This is a genomic window from Aurantibacter crassamenti (assembly GCF_016811105.1).
GTDB classification, from domain to species: Bacteria; Bacteroidota; Bacteroidia; order Flavobacteriales; family Flavobacteriaceae; genus Aurantibacter_A; species Aurantibacter_A crassamenti.
The window spans coordinates 272,125-296,492 of the sequence record NZ_JAFBGM010000001.1; the positions used below are offsets into that span (position 1 = coordinate 272,125).

Sequence of the window (24,368 nt, forward strand, 5' to 3'; positions counted from 1 at the left end):
TAAAAGTTGTTTATTGCCGAATAGTAAACTGACACATATGAAACTTTGGGACAAAGGCTTTAGCACTGATAAAAAAATAGACCACTTTACAGTTGGCAATGATCGTGAACTTGATTTACATTTAGCCAAATATGATGTGATAGCCTCTAGAGCTCATGCAAAAATGTTAGGTAAAATTGGACTACTTACCGACAAAGAAACAAAAGCCCTAGTAGCTGAGCTTGATAGTTTAAAGTCAAGAATTGAAAAAGGTACTTTTACTATTGAAGATACTTTTGAAGACATGCATTCTAAAATAGAGTATCAACTAATTTTAGCTTTAGGCGATACCGGCAAAAAAATACATACAGCAAGATCTAGAAATGATCAAGTTTTAGTGGCAATGCACTTGTACCTAAAGGATGAGTTGACAGAAATAAAGTCGCAAACCAAAACACTTTTTGATGTACTTCTAAATTTAGCTGAAGAACATAAAGATGTTTTGTTACCCGGTTACACACATCTGCAAATAGCCATGCCATCTTCTTTTGGCTTATGGTTTTCAGCTTATGCAGAAAGCTTAATTGATGATCTATATTTTATTGATGCGGCCTATAAAGTCGCTGATCAAAATCCGTTAGGTAGTGCTGCTGGGTACGGAAGCTCTTTCCCAATAAACAGAACTTTTACTACCAAAGAAATGGGTTTTGAGACCATGAAATATAATGTAGTAGCGGCACAAATGGGTCGTGGTAAAGTTGAAAAAGCTACAGCTTTTGGTATGGCAAATATTGCTGCAACTTTATCAAAAATGGCAATGGATATATGTTTGTATATGAGTCAGAATTTTGATTTTATATCCTTCCCTGATGAATTAACTACAGGCAGTAGTATCATGCCACACAAGAAAAACCCTGATGTTTTTGAATTGGTTAGAGGTAAATGTAATAAGTTACAAGCGGTACCCAATCAATTGACTTTAGTCATAAACAATTTACCAAGTGGTTACCACAGAGATTTACAATTGGTAAAGGAAATTATAGTACCTGCTATTCAAGAAATGAAGGCGTGTTTAGAGATTCTTACTTTTAGTTTAAAAGAGATTAAGGTGAACAAAGGTATTTTAGAAGACCCAAAATACGATTACCTTTTTAGTGTTGACACATTAAACGAATTAGTTCAAAACGGAATGCCATTTCGAGATGCTTACAAAAAAATGGGACAAGAAATTCAACAAGGTACATTTACTCCTAAACGTGATATTTCACATACTCATGAGGGCAGTTTAGGTAATTTATGTTTGGATGAGATTCGAGAGAAGATGAAAAATATTCTTTAGTCTGACTATATTGTTAAGAAGAAACTATGCACTTTCTTAGCATAGAAATATATATCAAATAAATAGTTCTGATTAATTTTTCAGCAAACTACATCTATTTTCTAAAAACCATTTCGCCTAATAGTATCAACTACAAATTTTCGAAAATATAATACGTTTGTAGTGTCATTTTTTTCGGCCTGAATCCAATCTGTCATTTCTTGCTTCGTAAATTGGCTTTGATGACACTGCAGTGAAGCAAAGGCCATCTGCTCATCTTTAGCACTGAAATCAATTTTAGTATGTAATACCTTTTCATGTGCCCAACCTAAACCCCAATCTTTAGGAAATTTGGTGGTTTGCTCTTTGGTCCAAGCAAAATGGTATAAATCAATTTTATCAAACCAACTTTCCCGAAGTAAAATTTCCGTTGTCAACAACCCAATCAATCTGTGGTCTGGATGGCCTGTATCTCCGTCAGGGCCAAAAGTCAAAATGACATCAGGTTGTAGTTCTATAATTTTATCAGCTAAACGCTTTTTTAGTTGAGTTACTTCATCATAAAAATTATTATGGCCGTTCAAACCAAGCCCGTCTTTGGCTTCTAAAAAATGAGGAGGTTTAATTCCTAATTCTCTACAAGCGCATTCAGTTTCAATTTTTCTAATTGCTATTAGAGAATCTCCAGCGGGAATTTTCGCATGATTCGTAACTCCAAAACTACCATCAGTTGCCACAACTAAATGTACATCAGAAATAGAGGCGTATTTAGCAAGTACAGGCCCAATAGTAGTCTCATCATCTGGATGCGCAAATATGGCCATAATAGTTTTTGGTGGCTTGCCATTCAACAAAGATTCCATATCCATATTTTTTTGTTCAGGCAAAGGGTCACACCCAACAACCAAAAACAACAAAATTATGAGACGTATTAGCTTATTAGTTTTCATTTTTAATGGCATTCTAATCTTCAAAAGGAATTGAATTAATTATATCCCTTAATGCTTCATTGAGCTAAAGTTACTAAATTAGAAGCTTTAGTAAATTTGTATTAAACCATTCCATGCAAAATAAATCAACTAAGTATTTAGCGCTCATAATGATTATACTTTTCCCGTTGGGAAATTTCATTAAAGCCCAAGACACCTACCAAAGAAATACCTCTGCTGATGTTCAAGGTTATATTTTCAATTTATCATTAAATGATGAAAACAATGAAATAAAAGGTGAGGCTGAAATTACAGTTGCATTCAAAAATGAAGTAAATGCTTTTGCGCTAGATTTAATAGCAAAATCTGGCAACTATGGTATGCAAGTCTCGAATATTTTTGAAGGAGATAAGGTTGCCAATTATAACTACGTGAGTAACAAAATAAAAATAACACCTTTTTCATCCGAAGAAAAAATAAGAACCTATAAAGTGGTTTACAAAGGCATTCCAGAACGAGGTCTTGTTATTGACACTACAAAATTTGGTCAACGTTCGTTCTTTGGCGACAACTGGCCAAACCTTGCACGGCATTGGCTACCATCAGTTGACCACCCCTCAGACAAAGCAACAATTGAATTTCGAATTAAGGCACCTGACCACTACGATGTTGTTGCCACGGGTGAAAAAATTGAAGAAAGTAATTTAAAAAACGGCTATAAGTTAACAACATACAAAGAGCCCGCACCAGTTGCCATGAAAGTAGTTACCATTGGGGTAACAGAATTTGCTAGTAAATTATTAGACGAAGTTAATGGCATACCAGTTTCTGCTTGGGTGTATCCTGAAAATCGGTTAGATGGTTTTTCTGATTACGGAGTAGCCTCGAAAGTGTTAAAATATTTCATTGATAATATCGGACCATACGCTTACGCAAAACTGGCCAATATGCAAGCCAAAACACAGTGGGGTGGCCTGGAGAATGCTGGTACAATAGCATATTTTGAAAATTCTGTAACGGGCAAAAATGAAGTAGAAGGTTTAATTGCCCACGAAATTGCGCATCAATGGTTTGGTAATTCCGCTACAGAAAATGACTGGAACCACGTTTGGTTAAGTGAAGGTTTTGCCACTTACTTTGCAATATTATATCAAGAAAGTGTATACGGTGATGAGAAGCGAAAAGAAGAATTGGAACTTGACCGCAAGAATATCATAGACTATTACTTAAAGAATGCCGCACCCATTGTAGACCCTTCCATTACAGACCCACTAAAGGTTTTAAGTGCAAATACTTACGAAAAAGCAGGTTGGGTCTTAAACATGCTGCGCCATAAATTAGGTGACGAAACTTTTTGGAAAGGCATACAAGCCTATTACAAGGCTTTTCGGAACTCGAACGTTTTGTCAACAGACTTTCAGAAAATAATGGAGGAAACTTCGGGTGAAGACTTGGATGAATTCTTTCAGCAATGGATTTTCACCAAAGGACACCCACAACTCAAATTGAACTGGACTTATAAAAAGAAAAAATTACAAATTAATCTTGAGCAACTTCAAAAACATCATGTTTTTAAGTTTCCATTAGAAATAGGAGTAATCAAAGATGGTAAGATTATTATCCATAAGACCGAAGTACACACGGCGTTAAAAAACTACACCATAAAACTTGATTCAGAACCCGATAAGGTAATCCTAGACCCACAATCTTGGTTGTTATTTGAAGAGAAATAGTTATTTAAAGGCTACAACAACTCCTTTTCCTCATATAATTGTGTTTTCACAACAAAATAACACTTCATCAAAATAGATTAAAATATTCAAAAACATAGGCCGTTATGTTTAAACCCCTGACTTTTTGGGGCCAAACCAAATTGTGTTTATGCTTAAAAAATGGTCATTTTTCGCGCTTCTATTACTTTTCACTTGTCTTTCTTTATCCGCCCAAACTACACCAATATCAGACACTAATTTCGAACAAGACCTTGTAGATCAAGGAATTGACACCAACGGGCTTAATGGTAACATTTTAGACACTGATGCGCAAGCAATCACAGACTTAAATATCACAAGAAACGATATTACTGATTTTACTGGACTGGAGGCCTTTGTGAACTTGATTACCCTTGATCTGGGTCGAAACGATTTTGCAACAGCTCCTTTGACCACGCTTACCTTGTTAGAAGAACTGGTTTTTGACGACAATGATGTCTTAGCGAGTTTAGATATAACACAAAATGTAAACCTCAAAATCTTAACCATTGGAGCGACAGGAAATGGAGGAACCCCCCCAATACCATCATTAGATATTTCACAAAATATCCAATTAGAAGATATTTACATATATGCCTTTACCAGCTTATCAGATATCATATTACCACAAACCGCAACATTAAAAAACATACAAATTATAGCCAGTGCTGAAGAAGTTTTTGATTTCACCAACCATAGCGGACTTGAAGAGTTATGGTTAAATCAGAATACGTCTACTACAAACATAACCTTGCCTACCTCAAAAACAACCCTTACGAAACTAGATATTCGAAACCAAAGAGTTAGTTCTGTAGACCTAACTGGATTCAATGCATTAGAAGACGTTAATCTTGGAGGCACCGAAGTTGAAACCCTGCTATTACCTACATCAACCGCATTAAGAAGACTAACAATAACCAGGCATAAATTACCAAGCGTATTTTCTTTTGCATCTGTACCAAACCTTGTGATACTATATGTTACATCCAACCTCTTGACTACTGCATTTGACGTGGATATCACTTCAAATACACTGTTAGATGACCTCGACTTATCTAACAACAAGATGGAGAACTTAAATATGACTCAAAACACTTTGCTCACAGAGGTAGATGTTAGTAGAAATGCTTTAGTAACGTTTGATACAAGTCAAAATACATTGCTAGAAGACCTAAATGCTTCAAGAAACAACATAACATCCTTAGACTTATCGCAAAATGTGGCATTGGAAGATCTCAATTTAAACACAAACGAACTACCAACAATTGATTTAACCACTAACATAGAACTAGATAACTTAAACTTAGGTTCAAACCAGATTCCGACCCTAGATATTACCACGAATACTAAAATCACCAATCTAAGTATAGACGACAACCTTTTCACCACGACTGGTTTAGATTTAACGCAGAATGTAGACTTAAGAAGTTTAAATGCGGAAAGAAATCAAATCGAGTCTTTAGACATCACCCAAAACCTTGACCTCAATACAATTATCTTAAATTATAATCTTTTCCCCGGCACCGCTATTCTAGACCAGTTTTATGCAATCCGTGCTGGTGATGACGGTATTCGCTCTGGTACGCTAGAAGTGAGCCATAACCTATTGACCGGTAGCATTCCTAATTTTACTGATCTTATGCATCTTGGACCTGGTAACGATTGGACAAGATATTTTGAACTTACCATTGACAATAATTATTTTGAGTTTGGTGATATAGAAGGCGAGCATCAAGATTTAGTTGCTATGTTGACCACACTGGGTAGTTTCAATATTCCAGTTATGAGAACGTATGACTATGCCCCTCAAGCTAAGGTCAATGCTATTGAAAATCTTACACCGAATGCCGGTACAAACATCACTTTAATCACAAATGTACGAGGCGCCGAAAATCATTATCAATGGTTTAAAGATGGTGTTCCGATTCCAGATGCAACCGATTCGCCAGAATATACGATTACCGATTTAAACACTTGTGACGACGGCGTTTATCATTCAGAAATTACCAGTGATTTGGTCCCTTTTGAAAATGCCAATCCACCCGGAACTAATGGTAAAAACCTACTGTTGGTTAGAAACGATATTACATTGGCCGTAAACGCCACAAAAGCGTGTGTTACACTTGCCAATCCTGTAAACGGTGCATCGAATGTGCCTATTAACACAGGAATTGAATGGAACGATAATCCTGGGGCCTGCGGCTATAAAATTAGTGTTGGCACCTCAAGTGGGGCGACAGATATAGTGAATAACGAAGATGTAGGAGAAGTGTCCATTTACAATTTTGCAGCTGACCTTCCTAGTAATCAAGAAATTTTTGTGACCATTACACCGTATTTTGATGATGGTGATTTTACCGGATGTACCGAAGAATCATTTACTACAAATGCTGCAGCCGTTGCGCCCGATTGTACCTCGCTAAATACACCTAGCGATGGAGATACTGAAGTTTCTACAGCTGTTCCGAGCATAACATGGAATCCTGCAAATGGTGCAGACACCTACCAAATTAGCATTTCTAGTACTAGTGGAAACAACGATATGGCACTTACCGATATCGGTAACGCCCTTACGCACACATTTGCTACGCCTTTTCAAAATGATGATGTTGTGACCGTAACAATTATTCCCCGAAATAGTGTAGGCGATGCAATAGGACCATGTACCTCAGAGAGTTTTACAATTGGTTCTGCTGCGCCATCAGTATCCAGACCTTTTATCACCACTTGGGAAACCACTACCGCTAACGAAACCATTACTATACCCACAAGTCCATTTAGCACCTATGATTATACTATTGATTGGGGTGATGGAATAATTGACACTAGTGTTGCTGGTGACATTACCCATACGTTTAACACTCCAGGTATACAGACCATTAGTATTACAGGCGCTTTTCCTCAAATACATTTTAATGGTACAGCTGTAGACCGAGACAAAATAGTAACCATTGAGCAGTGGGGTGATATAGAGTGGCAAGCCTTAACTCAAGCCTTTAAAGGTTGTAGCAATTTAAACATTACAAACCCTGCAATTGACACCCCTGATTTAAGCAACGTGACCGATATTTCAGAAGCTTTTGCAGATGCCACCTCTTTTAATGGAGACATTACACAGTGGAATGTAAGCACGGTTACCAACATGGTCAGCCTTTTCCAAAGAGCCAGTGTTTTTAACCAAGATATTGGGGACTGGGATGTGAGCAATGTAGAGTTAATGCACCGTGTTTTTGAAGCTGCCACCGTATTCAATCAAGATATTGGAGATTGGAATGTCAGTAGTGTTACTTATATGCCTATCATGTTTGCTGGTGCAACAAACTTTAATCAAGACATTAGCAATTGGAATGTAAGCCAAGTTGTCGACATGAACACCATGTTCGCCTATACCGAAAACTTTAATCAAGATATTGGTAACTGGAACGTAACTAACGTAACCAATATGAACCAAATGTTCTTAGGTGCAACAGCCTTCAATCAAGATTTAAGTTTTAAAGCGGGACTTGGAATACCCTCTGGTGATGCATGGAATACAAGTAATGTAACCCGTATGATTGTTATGTTTTCCGGTGCAACTAGTTTTGATCAAGATATTTCTAGTTGGAACGTCAGTAATGTAACCCACGCCAATTCTATGTTTTTTGGTGTAACACTTTCTACAGCTAATTACGATGCACTTTTAATTGGTTGGAACAGTCAAAACTTGCAATCTGGGGTTGAATTTAGCGGTGGAAATAGCCAATATTGTGGCGGTGCTACTGCACGAGCAAATATGATTGCTTCGGATTCTTGGACGATTAGTGATGGAGGCCTCGCAGGACCAACAGTAGACGATTTAGCAGACCAAACCCACGCAGATTCCTATACCCTGCCTACAATAACAGGTGCTCAATTAACTGGTAGCGAAGCCTATTACACGGCAACCAATGGAGGTGGAACCAGATACGACGCTACTACTATTATCAATTTTGCTGATTTTCCGAGTTATCCAGTAAACCTATTTATTTATGATGGTTCTGGCTTATGTTCGAGCGAAGAATCTTTTCAATTGACCTTAACCAACACAGGCACTGTACCAAACTGTACATCGCTTACCACTCCAGGGCCAATTGATGGCGACACAAATGTAGCTACAGACATTTCAAACATCACTTGGAACAGCGCTGCAGATGCAACAGGATACAAACTGGCTATTTCATCCACTAGTGGAAACAACAACATGACACTTACCGACATTGGTAATATGTTCACACATACCTTTGCTACGCCTTTTCAAAATGATGATGTAGTTACCGTTACCCTAATTCCGTTTAACGGAGTTGGTGATGCTACCGGGCCTTGTGCTTCGGAAAGTTTTACTATCGAAAGTGCTGCACCTCAACCGCCATTATGTACAAGTTTGGCTAGTCCTGCAAATAACGATACCAATGTGGCTACAAACATTTCAAACATTACTTGGAACAGCGCCACGGAAGCAACAGGATACAAACTGGCTATTTCATCAACCAGTGGAAATAACAACATGACACTTACCGATATTGGTAATATGCTCACGCATACGTTTACTACACCTTTTCAAAATGATGATGTAGTCACCGTTACTATAATTCCGTACAACGGTGTTGGTGATGCTACCGGTCCTTGTGCTACTGAAAGTTTTACAATTCAGTCTATTCAGGTTTCACCTAATTGTGCAACTTTGATATTGCCAATAAATGAAGGCACTAATATTCCCATTGACACCAATATAGAATGGAATGAAGTAAATGGTGCAGTCGGTTATTATCTAACTGTGGGCACAACATCAGGAGGTAATGACATTCTAGATTACGAAGATGTTGGAATGTTGACATCATATAATTTACCAACAGAACTACCTGAAGGAACCATAATTTATTTGAATATAACCCCTTACAATTCATCAGGCAATATTACTGGTTGTGAAGAACAAACTTTTACAACTATGAATGAAACTGAAGAACCAACAGCACCAGAAGAACCCATAATTGAAGACGAAACCAAATATGGTTTTTCACCAGATGGTGACGGAATAAATGAATACTGGCATATAGACAATATTGAAATTTACCCTGAAAACATAATTACTATTTATAACCGGTGGGGTGATGCTGTGTTCAAAATTGCTAATTACGATAATGGTTCAAAAGTATTTCAAGGCGACGCAAATCTAAAAACCAAAATGGGTGCAGGCAAGTTACCTTCAGGCACATACTTTTTTGATATTCAAATTGATGGTGAAACCATTCTTAAAAAAACGAAAGGATACGTAGTTATAAAGCGATAAACCAATGAATTTAAATAAAAAAATTGGCACGCTTGCACTAGGTGTTTTGCTGTCGTTTATGTCAAACAACTCTCTTTTTGGCCAACAAACGCCAACATTTACTGAGTATAATTACAATCCGTATATACTTAATTCTGCCTATGCCGGTCTAACAGAAAACACAGAAATTTCACTAAGCAATTCTGGATTTTTTAACCAAATTGAAGGTAGTCCAAAAAGCTTTTCCTTAAGCGGTCATGGATCCTTTAATCGTAATAAAGTTGGTTTAGGTGCTGGTGTAATTAGAGATGAAATTGGTGTAACAACTTCAACAAATTTCTTTGCATCGTATTCTTATAAAATATTTTTTGATTTTGAAAGTAGCAGACCGTATTGGCAACTTTATGATGCAGGGGTATTATCTTTTGGAATTACCGCTGGTCTTCAGCAATACCAAGATAATTTGACCCAACTAGGTATTGTAGGCGACCCTAACTTTGCACAAGATATTAATGCTACTATACCAACAATTGGTTTAGGGTTTCTATTTAACCATGCTTCATTTTACGTGGGGCTTTCTACACCTAATATTATAGGAGACGCATTAGCATCAGATGATAATTTAAATTTAAATAATCCGTATTATGGGTATTTTGGCTATCGTTTCTTTAACAATCACTTTCAAGATTTAATGATAAAACCTAATGTTTTACTGAAGTATGAGGATGGAGCTGCATTACAAGCAGATATAAATGTAGCTGTGAGTTTTAGAAACAAGTTTGAATTAGGCACTGGGTATAGAACCAATAATTCTATAAATCTATTAGCTGGTATTTATTTATTTGATAATGTAAGAGCCATTTATAATTATAATCTAGCTACAAATGACTCTTCTCTAGGTAACACCCACGGTATTATTTTAAGCTATCAATTTGGAGATGGTTATTCATTAGATTAAAATAGCTACTATGTCTATAAAAAGTATATTAATTGGGTCACTAATATTAGGTATAGCTATAATTGTAGGGTCTTTCTATTTTGTTTTTAGGACAAAGACTGAAGATTTATCGAACAAATTCCCTTACAATGAAATTATAAATAAGACCTTAAAAACCCAACAAGAATGCTTTATAACCCTACACAAACATTCTTTAGAGCATCCGTATATTTTAGATATAACTGATACTAATTTTTATGAGACCGCTAATCCAATATATAAACTACCCAGAGGTACTTCTTTAAAAATTGAAAAAACAAAAGCATTTACAACACCTGTTAGTGGAGCAACACATTCTATTGTACTTGGAAGTGTTTATGTTAGTGAACTAAAGGAGACTGTAAAATTTGAACTTTTTTGGGGAGAAAACCCTACTTATGGGCTTTATGATTATGATGATAATTATGACATTTACCCACTTGCACCTTGGCAAGAAGAAGCTTTGCCTTTTAAATACTTTTGGGATGGTCGAATTGAACCACATGATTGGGAAGCGTGGAACTCACTATAAAATTACAAATTGAAAATACATCCATTTTTAATACTAATCGCTTTACAATTGTTTCAAAGTTGTAATACCCAAAACAAAACCAAAGAAAAAACTGGGGTTCCTATTTCTTATGAAAAAGAGGTTATTGAAGTAACAGATTTTTTTGAGAACGGTGATGTATTGCTGACTGGAAAACTCATTGATAATAAAAAAAACGGAAAATGGGTTCGCTATTATAGCAATGGTAAAATCTATAAAATAGAAACTTTTAAAGATGATATTTTAGAAGGAGAATGGAAAGCCTATCATGATAATGGACAATTATATTTTGGTGGAAATCATATAAACAACAATAAAGACGGTACCTGGAAACACTATGCTAAAAATGGCACATTAAAATATCTTAGAATTTATAATGCTAAAGGAGCAACTGGAGAATGGAAAAGTTATTATGATTCTGGTGAAATAATTACTATTGAAAATTACGAAAACGGAGAGCCCAATGGTAGATGGATAACCTTCTACAAAAATGGCAAAATTCAAGAGGAGGGAGAATATCTTGATGGCAAAAAAAGCGGACAATGGACAGTCTATGATGACAAGGGTACTATTTTAAAGACTTCAAACTACTAATGTTCAATTCAACAACGAAACTTTATTAAAAGACAAAACCGATACGAATATCGGTCTTACGACTTGTTTTCTTTACTTATACAAGTAAATTATAATACAAAAATGCAACTTTTATTAGTTTCAAAAGTTATCACAATTTTACCTTAAGGTTATCAAATATACCTCAATTCTAAAGTTGATTATTTTAACATACCCAAGTTAACTATTTCCTGATCCGTAAGGTATCGCCAATGCCCTCTAGGTAAATCTTTCTTAGTTAAGCCTGCATAAGAAACACGATCAATTTTGACCACTTCGTAATCTAAATGTTCAAAAATACGTTCAACAATCTTATTTTTAGTACTATAAATTTCGATTCCGACTTCTCTTTTAGGCGCATTTTCAATAAAGCTTATCTCTTGAACGCGTACTGGTTTTTCTTCAAGCGTGATACCCTCTTGTATCTTCTTCATATCAGCACTACGTAAATCTTTGTTTAGCACCACATGATATATTTTACGGAGTCCATTTTTTGGACTTTTCAAACGCTTTGTCAAATCACCATCATTGGTAAATAGAAGAAGCCCAGTGGCTTCTTTATCCATTTTATCAACGGGTAATAATGGCGTTTTTGAAGCATTAGAAATCAGGCCAGAAACATTTCGCCGTCCTCTTGTATCTCTTACTGTTGTTGTAAAATCTTTAGGTTTATTAAGTAGTACATATTCCTTTTTTACCGGATTTAGCAAACGACCGTCAAACTTAACCTCATCAGTCAATTTCACCTTATAGCCCATTTCTGTAATGGTTTTACCATTAACAGTAACACTACCGGCAGAAATATAAATATCTGCATCACGTCTTGAGCAAACGCCAGAATTAGACACATACTTGTTTAAACGAACTAAATCAGGATTACTAGGCTGCTTAGCCACAGGAGCAGCATTGCCCTGCGCCCTTGGCTTACTAAAATTCTTCTTCCGAAAGTTACCTACATGCTTTCCGGATGATTTTTTATTTTGGCTAGAATCAGACTTACCCATTTTTAAACTTTTTGCAAAGGTAGCTTTAATCTTTTAACCCAACAGCGCAACAAGCTGTATTATAACGGTTAAAATATTAGTTTCAGAGAATAAGTGCATCTATTTAGAAAGACAATTCTAAATAATATTCCATTGTTCAAAACGATTAAGAATCATTTCAACATCAATTAATAGAATACTAAATACACCAATGATAATTATTAACTTAAGTATGTTATGCAGACCTACGTAATGAAGCTTGGTATGTGCTTTCCATAACATAATAAGAAAAAGGACGAGCAAGGCAACGCATCCTAAGAAATAAATATACATATAACCCACATCAAAATACTTAATGAGCAATAGTGCAGGTATTATGGTTAATGCCACTAAAAAACTAATACAATACTTTGAAAAACGATGACCATAAATTATTGGCACCGTTTTATAATTCTGAGCTAAATCACCTGCAATATTCTCTAAATCTTTTATCATTTCACGCATAAGAATCAATAAAAAAAGAAATATAGCATGCACAAAAATGACATGTTCAAAATTCTTATAATAAACAAAAACGGCAAAAAACGGAGCTATTGATAATGTGGATGAAACAAAATTTCCAACAAACGGAATTCGTTTCAACTTATGAGAATAAAACCAAATTCCGAAAATATAAGCAGAGAAGAATAATACCGCTCTAAACGAGACATAACTAGCTGCAAAAACTGCTAAGAAGTTGAGAATAAAATAAGTGGTAAGCTTAAATCGTTGGCTAACCAAACGATCCAACATACTTTTTCTAGGCTTATTTATAAGATCCTTTTCAGCATCATAAAAGTTATTGATTATGTAGCCACTTGCAATAACCAATGCAGAAGCAACAACTATTATAAAAAGATTTAAATCGAAAATAACTTTTCTGAGCGGTAGATGATGAGCCAAAATATAAATTGCAGCCAAATATTGAGCCAATACAATCATTAAAATATTGTAACCTCTAACCACAGAAAACAGACTCAATAACTTTAAAAGTAAGAGCTTGTTTTTTCTACTAAACATTTGATGATTTTAGAAGTTATAAACCACTTCTAAGTTGTAGTCTTTCAATGTTTTTTGTGCCTGATCAAAATCTTGAGTGAAACCCAAAATATAACCGCCACCACCAGAACCACATAGTTTTAGGTAATATTCGTTAGTCTCAATACCACGTTGCCATAGTTCGTGAAACTTTGTAGGTATCATTGGTTTAAAGTTATCGAGAACAACATGAGATAGTTGTTTCAAATTACCAAAAAGCGACTTCACGTTTCCGTTCACAAAATCGTCAACACAAGCATCAGTATGTTTGATAAACTGATCCTTCAACATATTTCTGAAGCCTTCTTGCTTCATCTTCTCCATAAAAAGTTGCACCATTGGCGCTGTTTCACCAGTTGAACCACTGTCTAGTAAAAAGACAGCCCCTTTACCTTCAGTATTTTGAGAAGGCAGACTTGTAGATTCAATATTATCTTGAGAATTAATTAATATAGGAAGGCTCAAATAACTATTTAAAGGATCTAAACCAGAGGACTTTCCATGAAAGAAAGATTCCATTTTACCGAAAATAGTCTTTAATACTAATAACTTTTCTCTAGTGAGATTTTCTAGAACAGTAATTTTGTTTTGCGCATACTTATCATAAATAGCGGCCACTAATGCACCACTACTACCAACACCATAACCCTGCGGAATTGAACTATCAAAATACATACCTGATTCAACATCACTCTTTAAAGTCTTAAAATCAAAAGAAACCAAATCAGGGCTATTCTTTTGTATCATTTCAAGATAACCAACAAATTCTCTAAGGCTACTGTTTGATTTCTTAGCAACTTCTGAGTTATTATCATCAGCTTTTAATGCACCTTTAAAAAAATTGTAAGGTATTGAGAGGCCTTTAGAATCTTTAATGATTCCATACTCTCCGAAGAGTAATATTTTTGAATAAAAAAGGGGACCTTTCATAGTTCTTTTAATTTGGGACTATATCATAACGCTTATAAGACGTAAATCTGTTAAAAAGTTACGCTTTTTTTGCACCGAAACCAATTTGATCGCAAATATACTGCCCGTTTTCACAATATGCAACCAACTCATTCTTAATAAATTGGTCTATTATTGACTTTTCAGATTCAGGATATAGTACATGAACATTGGCACCCGCATCTAAAGTAAAACAAACGTGGGTTTTAGATTGTTCACGGAAAGCCCATATTTTATTGATAATTTCGAGCGTATTTGGCTTCATGAGTATAAAATATGGCATACTCGTCATCATCATAGCGTGCAGTGTTAATGCCTCACTTTCTACAATTTTAATAAATTCATTTAAGTCTCCTGAAGCAAAAATCGAAATTAAACTTGTCAGATTTTCATGCGCTTGGTCGAAACGTTGATTTGCAAACGGATGATTATGCATTAAATCATGCCCAACGGTGCTACTTACCTGCTTTTGACCTTTGTCAACCAATAGAATGGTATCACAGTAGTTTTCAAATACTTCATGTACTTTATATGGATATTTTATTCCGATTAAATCTGAACTACCTTCAGTATCATTATGATTGCCCCACTGCACAATTGGCCCTTGTATACTTCTAGCAGCACTACCAGAACCTAGTCGCGCCAAAAAGGAAGCTTTTTGAGTAAAATAACCTTCACTCATTAATGGGTTCAATTGCCTTTCAATATCCATAAGACATAATGCCAACGCACTCATTCCGGATGCTGAAGAAGCAATTCCGCTACTATGCGGAAAAGAATTTGACGTTTCAATTGTAAAATGATACTCTTTCAAAAACGGCAAGTACTTTTCTATCCTTTTAAAAAATGTAGCAATTTTTGGCTTAAAATCTTCCTTAACCTTTCCTTCAAGAGAGATATCGAAAGAATAATCTTCAATCGGTTTAGCTAATTTTGAAAAATTTAGATTAGTAGTAGTTGCACAATTATCCAATGTAAAACTAATAGAAGGGTTTGCAGGAATCTGCCCTTCCTTTTTACCCCAATATTTAACCAATGCTATATTACTAGGAGATTTCCAAGAAGTTTTTCCGCTACTAATTTCTTTAGCATATGTATTGGGAATAAAGTCTTGTTCAGTCATTCTAAAATTATTTAAGCAAAGATAAGTTTTTGGTCGGTCTGATTTTATTGCTTTTAATGTGAAGTCTTAGCAGACATTTCTAACAACTTTACCATAGTTCTATAATTTCTTGATGTTGCCGCAACTTTTAATTTTCGTTCAATTAAATTATTGGTGAGTTTAGCCTTGCCCGCTCCATTCGTATAATTTAAATAAACACAGTTATTCTTTATTGAAAATTGTTCGTTTACGAATTCTATTTTATTGAATTCTGCCACTATTTCAGACTGAGGTGAGTTTTCTAAAAGTGCGAAATATACTTTCTTATTCTCAATATCAATAGGGTCTGTAAACGGGTTAGCATCAAAAATATCTTTTAACTCATCATATTTTTTCGCCAAAACAAAAATATCAAAACCAAAAGTTTCAGCAATCGCACTTTTTATTTTTGAAGCAACTTTTACATTATCCTTTTCATTGCTTTTTAAAACAATATTACCACTTTGAATATAGGTCTCAACTTCTTGAAAATTGCTTTGCTCAAGCATTTTTCGCAAATCGGCCATAATTATTTTCTTTTGTCCGCTAACGTTAATTCCCCTTAATAATACAACATACGTCTGCATTACAATTATTTTTGAGTGATACCTTGAGCTGCAATATAACCAGTAGTCCAGGCATTCTGAAAATTAAATCCACCTGTTATAGCATCAATATTTATAACCTCACCAGCAAAGTATAAGTTAGGCACAATTTTACTTTCCATGGTTTTAAAATTTATTTCACTGAGCTCAATACCACCAGCAGTAACAAACTCTTCTTTAAATGTGCTTTTTCCATCTACAGTAAACTTACAATCCGTTAATTGTTCTGCTAAAGTTTGCAATTTACTTTTGGTAATATCAGCCCATTTTTCATCTTCTAGTATTCCAGCGGCACGAACTAAATTCGTCCATAATCTTCTTGGCACATCAACAGCTCTAGTTCTAAGAATTGTTTTTTTACTCTCAACGGCCTTAATTTCGTTTAGCAGCTGAAAAATAGATTCTTCAAGATGATCTGGCAACCAATTTACATGAATCTCAAATTTATAATCAAACGATTTTAACAGCCGAGCACCCCAAGCTGATAGTCTTAATATTGCTGGCCCGCTCATTCCCCAATGTGTTATTAGCAAAGGACCTTCTTCAGTTAAAAGTGCACGCCTTTTTTTTTGACTACGTAATTTAATGGTAATCTTAGCGTCTACATGATTTTTTTCATATACCGCAACTCGGGCCTGCGTACTCACACCAGAAATACCCTCAATTCTTGGATCGTTTATATTAAATGTAAAAAGTGATGGAACTGGGTCGACAATTGAATGCCCCATTTTTGTAAGCATCGTCCAAATTTTTGAACTACTTCCCGTTGCAATTAAAAGCTTTTTTGCTTGATACGTTTTTTTTATAGAAGTTACTTCCCACACATTCGTGACTGCTATATTCGTAACGCCACTATGTTTTAAAATTTGAATTCCTAATCGATTAACTTCTGATAGAAAACAATCAATAATAGTTTGAGAAGAATTAGAAGTAGGAAACATTCTACCATCATCTTCAATTTTAAGGGCGATACCTTTTTCCTCAAAAAATGAAATTACATCCCCGCTACAATAGGTATAAAAAGGGCCTAATAATTCTTTTTCACCTCTGGGGTAATTCTTTACCAGCTCAGCAGGATCAAATTGCGCATGGGTAACATTACAGCGACCACCACCAGAAACCTTGACTTTAGCCAACACTTCTTTTCCCCTTTCTAAAATCGCAATTTTAAGGTTTGGGTCATTTTCCGCGGCATGAATAGCAGCATAAAAACCAGCTGCACCACCACCAATAATTATAAGGTCGAACATTAATGTGCTCGTTCAGGAAAATTTGTAATTATGCCATCTACACCAAACTGTTTCATAGTGGCAATATCTTCAGGCTCATTGATTGTAAAAGGATAAAGTTTAAAACCAGCCTTATGTACCTCATTTACGTTTTCTTGGTTTAGCGCTTTAAAGTGTGGGTTAATTGCCTCTGCATTTAATTCTTTGGCCACCGCTGTTGCTTCAGCAATTTCATCTCCAACAAGAACAGCAATTCTAATATTACTATTTAAAGTTCTAATTGCACGTAATTCATCCCATTTAAAACTTGAAATGATTATATTTTTTAACTCCCAATTTTTATCCTTTATATTTTCTGATAACATTTGATTTAGAAGATCTGTAGTGCCTTCTCCTTTTAATTCAATATTGAGTTGAACCTTATTATCAATTACATCTAAAACTTCTTGTAGGGTAGGTATACTATAATTTCCATCCAATTTCAATTGCTTTAATTCATCTAAAGTAAAGCTTTCAACAGCACCTTTTCCGTTTGTTAAACGATTTACTTTATCATCATGAAAAACAATGAGCTCGCCACTTTTAATTTTAAAAATATCAATCTCAATCATGTCAACTCCTAAATCCATTGCTTTCTGCATTGAAGCTACTGTGTTTTCGGTTACATGACCCATTGCCCCTCGATGCCCTATAACTAATGGTTTTTGTGCCATACTACATGATTGTATTAAAAAAATGAATGAAAAAAGATAAATTATTCTGCGCATATTTTCGTGTCTTAAGAATAGTAAAGATAATAGAATCAATTTGTTTAATTTTTTCATTAAAAAGGAAAATCCAAACACAGTTCTTATATTTAAGTCACAATAAGAAAAGTAAGCAATTTAAATATGGACGACAAGAAAAAACTACGTAGTCAAGGCTGGTTTGGAAAAACTGGAAAAGATGGATTCATTTATCGGGCTTGGATGAAAAATCAAGGCCATCCTGATGATGAATTTGATGGAAAACCAGTAATCGGAATATGTAATACTTGGTCCGAATTAACACCTTGTAATGGGCACCTAAGAGAATTAGCTGAGCATGTGAAACGTGGTGTTTGGGAAGCTGGCGGTTTTCCGTTAGAATTTCCGGTCATGTCATTGGGTGAAACTATAATGAAACCAACAGCAATGCTTTTTAGAAATTTGGCAAGTATGGATGCCGAAGAAAGTATACGAGGCAATCCACTTGATGGAGTTGTGTTATTAGGAGGATGTGATAAAACCACACCTTCAATTTTAATGGGAGCTTGTAGTGTTGACATTCCCAGCATATTTGTTTCTGGTGGATCTATGTTAACCGGAAAATATAGAGGTAAAGATATTGCTACATCAGATATATGGCGATTCAGTGAAGCCAACCGAAATGGTAAGATGGATAACGACGAGTTTAGACTTACCGAAGCAATGATGTGCAGAAGTGACGGTCATTGTGCAGTAATGGGTACTGCAAGCACCATGGCTTGTATGGTAGAATCATTAGGGGTCACCTTACCACATAATGCGGCAATACCAGCTTCAGATTCTAGAAGAAAAGTATTGGCTCATTTATCTGGCAGGCGTATTGTTGATATGGTAAAAGAAGATTTAACCCTTTCAAAAATCATGACACGCGAAGCCTTTGAAAATGCCATCATGGTGAATGCTGCGGTAGGCGGATCAACAAATTTTGTGGTACACCTTTTGGCCTTAGCCGGCCGTGTGGGTGTAGATTTAACCTTAGAAGATTTTGATAAATTTTCAGCTAATATTCCATTATTAGCCAACCTACAACCTTCAGGTAAATTTATGATGGAAGACTTTTATTACGCAGGTGGTTTACCGGTGGTAATTAAGGAACTAAGAGAACACTTAAATAATGGCGCAATTACTGCTAACGGAAAAACTATTGGTGAGAACACTGAAGGTATAGAATGTTATGACCGAGAAACTATCGGTACCACTGCGCAGCCTGTAAAAGATGATTCTGGTATTGCTGTTTTAAGAGGAAACTTATGTCCTAATGGAGCTATTTTAAAACCATCGGCAGCAACGGCTGAATTGATGCAACATAAGGGCAAAGCAGTCGTATTTGAAAACATTGAAGATTACAAATCGCGTGTTGATGACCCAGATTTAGATATTGATGAAACATCTGTAATGGTCTTAAAAAATGTAGGTCCTAAAGGATATCCAGGTATGCCAGAAGTTGGCAATATGGGGCTTCCGAAGAAATTACTAGCAAAAGGAGTTACCGATATGGTTCGTATTTCTGATGGCAGAATGAGTGGGACCGCTTTTGGTACTGTTGTATTACACGTGGCACCGGAAGCCGCTGCGGGTGGCGCATTCGGATTAATAGAATCTGGTGACGAAATTGAACTTGATGTTGCAAATCGCAAATTAACATTACACGTTTCTGACGAAGAATTAGCGAAACGTAAAGCTGTGTGGAAACCTCAAGACCTAGGTGTTAATCGTGGTTTTGTAAAAATGTTTATCGACCATGTTGAGCAAGCAGATAAGGGTGTGGATCTAGATTTTCTAAAAGGATGTTCAGGTAGTGAAGTCACTCGTGATTCACATTAAACAAACTTTATACATGTAGTGGTTTTCCTGAAATTAACTTTTCAGGAGAACCATTTACTAATATTTGTAATTCAGGTGTACCAAAAAGTTCAAAAACAGATTTTGACGCACTAACATTCACCTTAATTATCGAGTTTCTAAAATTGATTTTAAAGGAATATGCATCCCATTCTTTTGGGATTTTTGTTTCAAATGAAAGTTGATTTTCAATGATACGCATACCACCAAAACCTTCTACAATACTCATCCAAGTACCAGCCATTGAAGTAATATGTAAGCCTTCCTCAACTTCTTTATTATAGTCATCTAGATCTAAGCGAGATGTACGCAAATAAAACGTGTAGGCCTGATCCATTTTATTAAGCTTAGCAGCCTGAATACTATGTACACAAGGTGACAAAGATGATTCATGGACTGTAAACGGTTCATAAAAATTAAAATGTTTTTCTAATTCATCTGTAGAAAAATGATCTTCAAAAAAATAAAATCCTTGTAAAACATCAGCTTGTTTAATGTAAGGCGAACGTAAAATTCGATCCCAACTCCATTTTTGATTAATAGGTCTTTCAGATGTATTTAAATTAGAAACAGTAATCAACTCTTTATCTAAAAAACCATCTTGTTGTAAGTAAATACCTTTGGTTTCTGAATACGGAAAGTACATTTTATCAGCAACTTGTTTCCACAACTTTATTTCAGAATCTATCAATTTGGTTTTACCCATAATTCTATCAAAGTCATGCGCGTAACTTTCTTTAACTTTTTGAATTTGTTCAGTTGCAAAATCTATACACCACTTTGCTAAATAATTTGTGTACCAGTTATTATTGACATTATTCTCATATTCATTAGGCCCTGTTACACCAAGAATAACATATTTATTTTTTTCTGCGGATAGTGTAGCTCTCTGTTGCCAAAACCTTGCGATTCCGATGAGAACTTCAAGTCCCATTTCTGGCACATATGAATAATCATTTGTGTATCGCACGTAATTAAATATTGCGAACGCAATAGCACCATTTCTGTGTATTTCTTCAAAAGTAATTTCCCATTCATTGTGGCATTCTTCACCATTGATTGTCACCATTGGGTACAAGGCGGCTCCATTTGAAAAACCTAATTTTTCAGCATTTTCTATTGCCTTTTGCAAATGGTTATACCTATAGGTTAATAGGTTTCGAGCTACATCTTGATTTTTAGTTGCCATGTAAAAAGGAATGCAGTAGGCTTCTGTATCCCAATAAGTGCTTCCTCCATATTTTTCACCAGTGAATCCTTTAGGTCCAATATTCAATCTAGAATCTTTGCCTAAATAAGTTTGGTTCAGATGAAATATATTAAATCGAATTCCTTGCTGAGCTTTTATATCGCCTTCAATTGTAATATCTGACATGCTCCAGATTTTTTCCCAAGCCTGCTTCTGCTTTTTTAGCAAAGCATCAAAACCTAAATCAATAGCCGACTTCAAAACAGATTTAGCCGCTTGAATCAATTGGGTTGCATCATGATTACTACTTACTGTGTATCCGCCAAATTTATGCAAAGCAATTGTTTGACCTTTTTTTACATTATGCGTATATATATGAGCAACAAAAAAATCTTTCTCAGTTACCGTTGGGTTTTGTTCAATTAACGCATTGTCCAAAAATAATTCCGACTGCATAAAAGTACACGTCGCAATATTCGTTTTCATGGTATGTGCTTCAACAAAAGCGCTTTTACCTTGAGATTCTACATTTGTTGTATTCCAAAATTTATCATCCCAATTGCTATCTTCATTGGTAATACCACTATCTAAATAAGATTCGAAATCAATTCGCACATCTGATTCAATAGGTGTGATCTCATAGCGAATTGCTCCGATTTCATCAATAGCTAAACTTAAAAATCTTGTAGACTTTATATTAAGTGCATTTCCATTTGAAGTAATTGAATTAAAAGAACGACAATACCAGCCTTCTTTCATATTTAATTCCCGCTTAAAATCAGTAACAGATTCGCAAGTATTTAAATCGAATAATTCACCGTTGATAGTAAAATTAATTCCAATCCAATTCGGTGCATTTAATACTTTAGCGAAATATTCAGGATATCCATTTTTCCACCAACCCACACGAGTTTTATCAGGATAATAAACCCCTGCTATATAACTACCTTGAAAAGTATCACCGGTGTATGTTTCTTCAAAATTAGCACGTTGCCCCATTGCGCCATTACCTAAACTAAAAAGACTCTCTGAAGATTTTACACGCTCAGCGTCGAAGCCTTCTTCAATAATCGACCAAGGATCAGGCTTAATATAATCTTGATTCATCAGGCAAGGCTATTTATAAGTTTAGTAAGAAATGGAGTGTCTATTTGAGTGAAATCATCAAAATTATAATCTGCATGCGATAATATCTCGGCATCACCTATTCCGATTGAAATCATTTCCGCATTATTTGCAGCCTGAACACCCGCTATGGCATCTTCAAAAACCACACACTTTTCAGCATTTACCTCTAAAACTTCTGCGGCAATAAGAAATACTTGAGGGTCTGGTTTTGCTTTTGTAACATTATTACCATCAACGATAACATCAAAAAAATGAATCAAATTCACTTTTTCTAATATATGCCGCGCATTTTTACTAGCAGACCCAAGACCAATAGGAAAATTATTTTCCTTTAAAAAATTTAAAATTCTAGGTACGTCTGGCAATATTTCAGATTCCTTCATCTTTTCAATGTAGGCCAAATAATCTACATTTTTTTCAATCATCCAAGCATCGAACTGATCTTGCGACGCTTCGACTTTTCCAATTTCTAATAAAATTTCAAGACATTTTTTTCGACTAACACCTTTAAATAATTCATTATGCTCATGGGTAAATTCAAAACCTAATTGGTCAGCGAGGTTTTTCCATGCTAAATAATGATATTTTGCAGTATCAACAATTACTCCGTCTAAATCGAAGATAAATCCTATTTCTTTCATTTAATGAAACTGTAAATTATTATGATTGCTATTATGGGGGTATTATTTGACTAGAAGATTAAGCACCAGTTTAGTTGGTAGAATCGCGCTGTATTATTGTAGCTTTAATAATTTCGGTTTCATAAGCTGGAATTTCATCATCAGTTTCATTTTCAATTCTATCAATTAAAAAACGTGCAGCAGCTTCACCCATTTTATCACCATGTTGTGCAACTGTTGTTAAGGTAGGCTTGCTGTATTTAGAAAGCATACCATCAGTGAAACCCATGAAAGCGATATCTTTTGGAATCTGTACACCATCATTTTGAACAATTCCCATACACATTGTTGCAAACAATTCATTCACACATAACACCGCATCAATTTTATTTGCTTTAAAAAAATTAGAGATATCAGTTTCATTGAAATCCTTATAATGTAATTTTAAAATTAAATTCTCATCTAATGTTATATTATTTGCTGTTAAAGCATCACGATACCCAATTGCTCGTTCTTCACTAACATTAAAGTAACTTTCAGTTGTAACAAGTGCAATGCGTTTTCTACCATCGGCTATAAAAGTAGAAACAGCTTCATAAGCAATTTCTCTATCGTTTAAAATTACCTTATCACAATCAATCTCATTTGTAACTCTATCAAAAAGCACAATTGGAATACCCTGATTAAGAATTTCTTTTAGATGATTAAAATCGTTCTTTTTTTGAGTTTCAGCAGATAATGACATTATAAATCCATCAACGCTTCCATTTGAAAGCATTTCTAAATTGATAACCTCTTTGTCATACGATTCATCTGAAATACAAATAACAACGTTATAACCTCTTTCATTAGCATATTTCTCAATACCTCTGAACACCGTTGTAAAAAAATGATGCACAATATCAGGTATAACTACACCAATATTCTTAGTGCGCTTATTTTTTAAGCTAATGGCTACATTATTTGGCTTGTAATTATATAATTTAGCAAAAGCTTGCACCTTTTCCTTTGTTTCCTTACCAATTTCATCACTATTCTTAAGCGCTTTAGAAACTGTTGAAATTGAAACGTCAAGCTCACGAGCAATACTTTTTAATGTTGTTTTCTGTCTCAAGTTTAATTCAATTTAGTTGTCATATTCAAAAGTTAATCAATAATAAATTAACTCAAGTACATTTATTTGTTACGTAAAACACTAATTACTAAAATTATTTTGGCAAAGCGTTAACATTTGAGTATTTGTAGTATATTTACCGCAAAACTACAAAAAGTATAATTACAGTATTAACTTTATTTTATATTGATATTTAACAATACATATAATAAGAATTATGCAATTACATAAAGTTATCAACACGAAACCGTTTGCGTAAAGAATCAATCTACCTATATTATCAATTTAACAAAATATTTACATATTTT

Annotated in this window: 18 protein-coding genes; 7 read left to right on the plus strand and 11 right to left on the minus strand. The window is 34.9% G+C overall.

The annotated features are described in order from the left end of the window. Positions 1-37 precede the first annotated feature (37 nt). The gene (argH, locus tag JQC67_RS01165) at positions 38-1,318 is read left to right on the plus strand and encodes an argininosuccinate lyase (protein ID WP_203251033.1); all 1,281 of its coding nucleotides are present in this window, start codon (positions 38-40) and stop codon (positions 1,316-1,318) included. A 101-nt stretch (positions 1,319-1,419) separates the two neighbouring features. Here argH and JQC67_RS01170 read toward each other — a convergent pair whose 3' ends face one another. After that, positions 1,420-2,247 (minus strand): PIG-L deacetylase family protein, encoded by an 828-nt coding sequence (locus JQC67_RS01170; protein WP_203251034.1) that lies wholly within the window; start codon positions 2,245-2,247, stop codon positions 1,420-1,422. A 113-nt stretch (positions 2,248-2,360) separates the two neighbouring features. On the opposite strand from JQC67_RS01170, the gene JQC67_RS01175 reads away from it, so the two are divergent. From JQC67_RS01175 to JQC67_RS01195, 5 genes are all read left to right on the plus strand, one after another. Beyond that, positions 2,361-3,959, plus strand: coding sequence for a M1 family metallopeptidase (locus JQC67_RS01175; RefSeq protein WP_238934431.1), 1,599 nt, complete (start codon positions 2,361-2,363; stop codon positions 3,957-3,959). Between the two features lie 148 nt (positions 3,960-4,107). Continuing rightward, a complete protein-coding gene (locus tag JQC67_RS01180) occupies positions 4,108-9,282 on the plus strand; it encodes a BspA family leucine-rich repeat surface protein (RefSeq protein ID WP_203251035.1) in 5,175 nt (1,724 codons plus the stop codon). 4 nt (positions 9,283-9,286) lie between these two features. Next, the gene (locus JQC67_RS01185; RefSeq protein WP_203251036.1) at positions 9,287-10,219 is read left to right on the plus strand and encodes a PorP/SprF family type IX secretion system membrane protein; all 933 of its coding nucleotides are present in this window, start codon (positions 9,287-9,289) and stop codon (positions 10,217-10,219) included. A 10-nt stretch (positions 10,220-10,229) separates the two neighbouring features. Beyond that, complete coding sequence (locus JQC67_RS01190; RefSeq protein WP_203251037.1) at positions 10,230-10,769, plus strand: hypothetical protein; 540 nt, start codon at positions 10,230-10,232, stop codon at positions 10,767-10,769. 9 nt (positions 10,770-10,778) lie between these two features. Then, positions 10,779-11,381, plus strand: a complete 603-nt coding sequence (locus JQC67_RS01195) for a toxin-antitoxin system YwqK family antitoxin (protein WP_203251038.1) — start codon at positions 10,779-10,781, stop codon at positions 11,379-11,381. 179 nt (positions 11,382-11,560) lie between these two features. Here the strand turns inward: JQC67_RS01195 and JQC67_RS01200 are convergent, their stop codons facing one another. The 7 genes from JQC67_RS01200 to JQC67_RS01230 all read right to left on the minus strand — a co-directional run bounded on the left by JQC67_RS01200 (position 11,561) and on the right by JQC67_RS01230 (position 18,095). Beyond that, positions 11,561-12,403, minus strand: a complete 843-nt coding sequence (locus JQC67_RS01200) for a pseudouridine synthase (protein ID WP_203251039.1) — start codon at positions 12,401-12,403, stop codon at positions 11,561-11,563. 117 nt (positions 12,404-12,520) lie between these two features. Further along, on the minus strand, positions 12,521-13,441 hold the full coding sequence (locus tag JQC67_RS01205) for a geranylgeranylglycerol-phosphate geranylgeranyltransferase (protein WP_203251040.1): 921 nt from the start codon (positions 13,439-13,441) through the stop codon (positions 12,521-12,523). A 9-nt stretch (positions 13,442-13,450) separates the two neighbouring features. After that, positions 13,451-14,389, minus strand: a complete 939-nt coding sequence (locus tag JQC67_RS01210) for a mevalonate kinase family protein (RefSeq protein WP_203251041.1) — start codon at positions 14,387-14,389, stop codon at positions 13,451-13,453. Positions 14,390-14,447: 58 nt separating this feature from the next. Next, on the minus strand, positions 14,448-15,530 hold the full coding sequence (locus tag JQC67_RS01215; protein WP_203251042.1) for a diphosphomevalonate/mevalonate 3,5-bisphosphate decarboxylase family protein: 1,083 nt from the start codon (positions 15,528-15,530) through the stop codon (positions 14,448-14,450). Between the two features lie 53 nt (positions 15,531-15,583). Beyond that, entirely contained in the window at positions 15,584-16,135 is a 552-nt protein-coding gene (locus tag JQC67_RS01220; protein WP_203251043.1) for a DUF1697 domain-containing protein, read from the minus strand. A gap of 5 nt (positions 16,136-16,140) precedes the next feature. Further along, complete coding sequence (locus JQC67_RS01225; protein WP_203251044.1) at positions 16,141-17,403, minus strand: BaiN/RdsA family NAD(P)/FAD-dependent oxidoreductase; 1,263 nt, start codon at positions 17,401-17,403, stop codon at positions 16,141-16,143. Beyond that, the gene (locus JQC67_RS01230) at positions 17,403-18,095 is read right to left on the minus strand and encodes a glycerophosphodiester phosphodiesterase (RefSeq protein WP_203251045.1); all 693 of its coding nucleotides are present in this window, start codon (positions 18,093-18,095) and stop codon (positions 17,403-17,405) included. The genes JQC67_RS01225 and JQC67_RS01230 overlap by 1 nt, the downstream gene beginning before the upstream one ends. Positions 18,096-18,272: 177 nt before the next feature. On the opposite strand from JQC67_RS01230, the gene JQC67_RS01235 reads away from it, so the two are divergent. After that, a complete protein-coding gene (locus tag JQC67_RS01235; RefSeq protein ID WP_203251046.1) occupies positions 18,273-19,991 on the plus strand; it encodes an IlvD/Edd family dehydratase in 1,719 nt (572 codons plus the stop codon). Between the two features lie 7 nt (positions 19,992-19,998). On the opposite strand, the gene JQC67_RS01240 is transcribed toward JQC67_RS01235, so the two are convergent. The 3 genes from JQC67_RS01240 to JQC67_RS01250 all read right to left on the minus strand — a co-directional run bounded on the left by JQC67_RS01240 (position 19,999) and on the right by JQC67_RS01250 (position 24,060). Continuing rightward, the gene (locus JQC67_RS01240; RefSeq protein ID WP_203251047.1) at positions 19,999-22,305 is read right to left on the minus strand and encodes a glycoside hydrolase family 65 protein; all 2,307 of its coding nucleotides are present in this window, start codon (positions 22,303-22,305) and stop codon (positions 19,999-20,001) included. Further along, complete coding sequence (gene pgmB / locus JQC67_RS01245) at positions 22,305-22,967, minus strand: beta-phosphoglucomutase (RefSeq protein WP_203251048.1); 663 nt, start codon at positions 22,965-22,967, stop codon at positions 22,305-22,307. Before pgmB ends, JQC67_RS01240 begins: the two co-directional genes overlap by 1 nt. Positions 22,968-23,037: 70 nt before the next feature. Next, on the minus strand, positions 23,038-24,060 hold the full coding sequence (locus JQC67_RS01250; protein WP_203251049.1) for a LacI family DNA-binding transcriptional regulator: 1,023 nt from the start codon (positions 24,058-24,060) through the stop codon (positions 23,038-23,040). Positions 24,061-24,368: the final 308 nt, after the last annotated feature.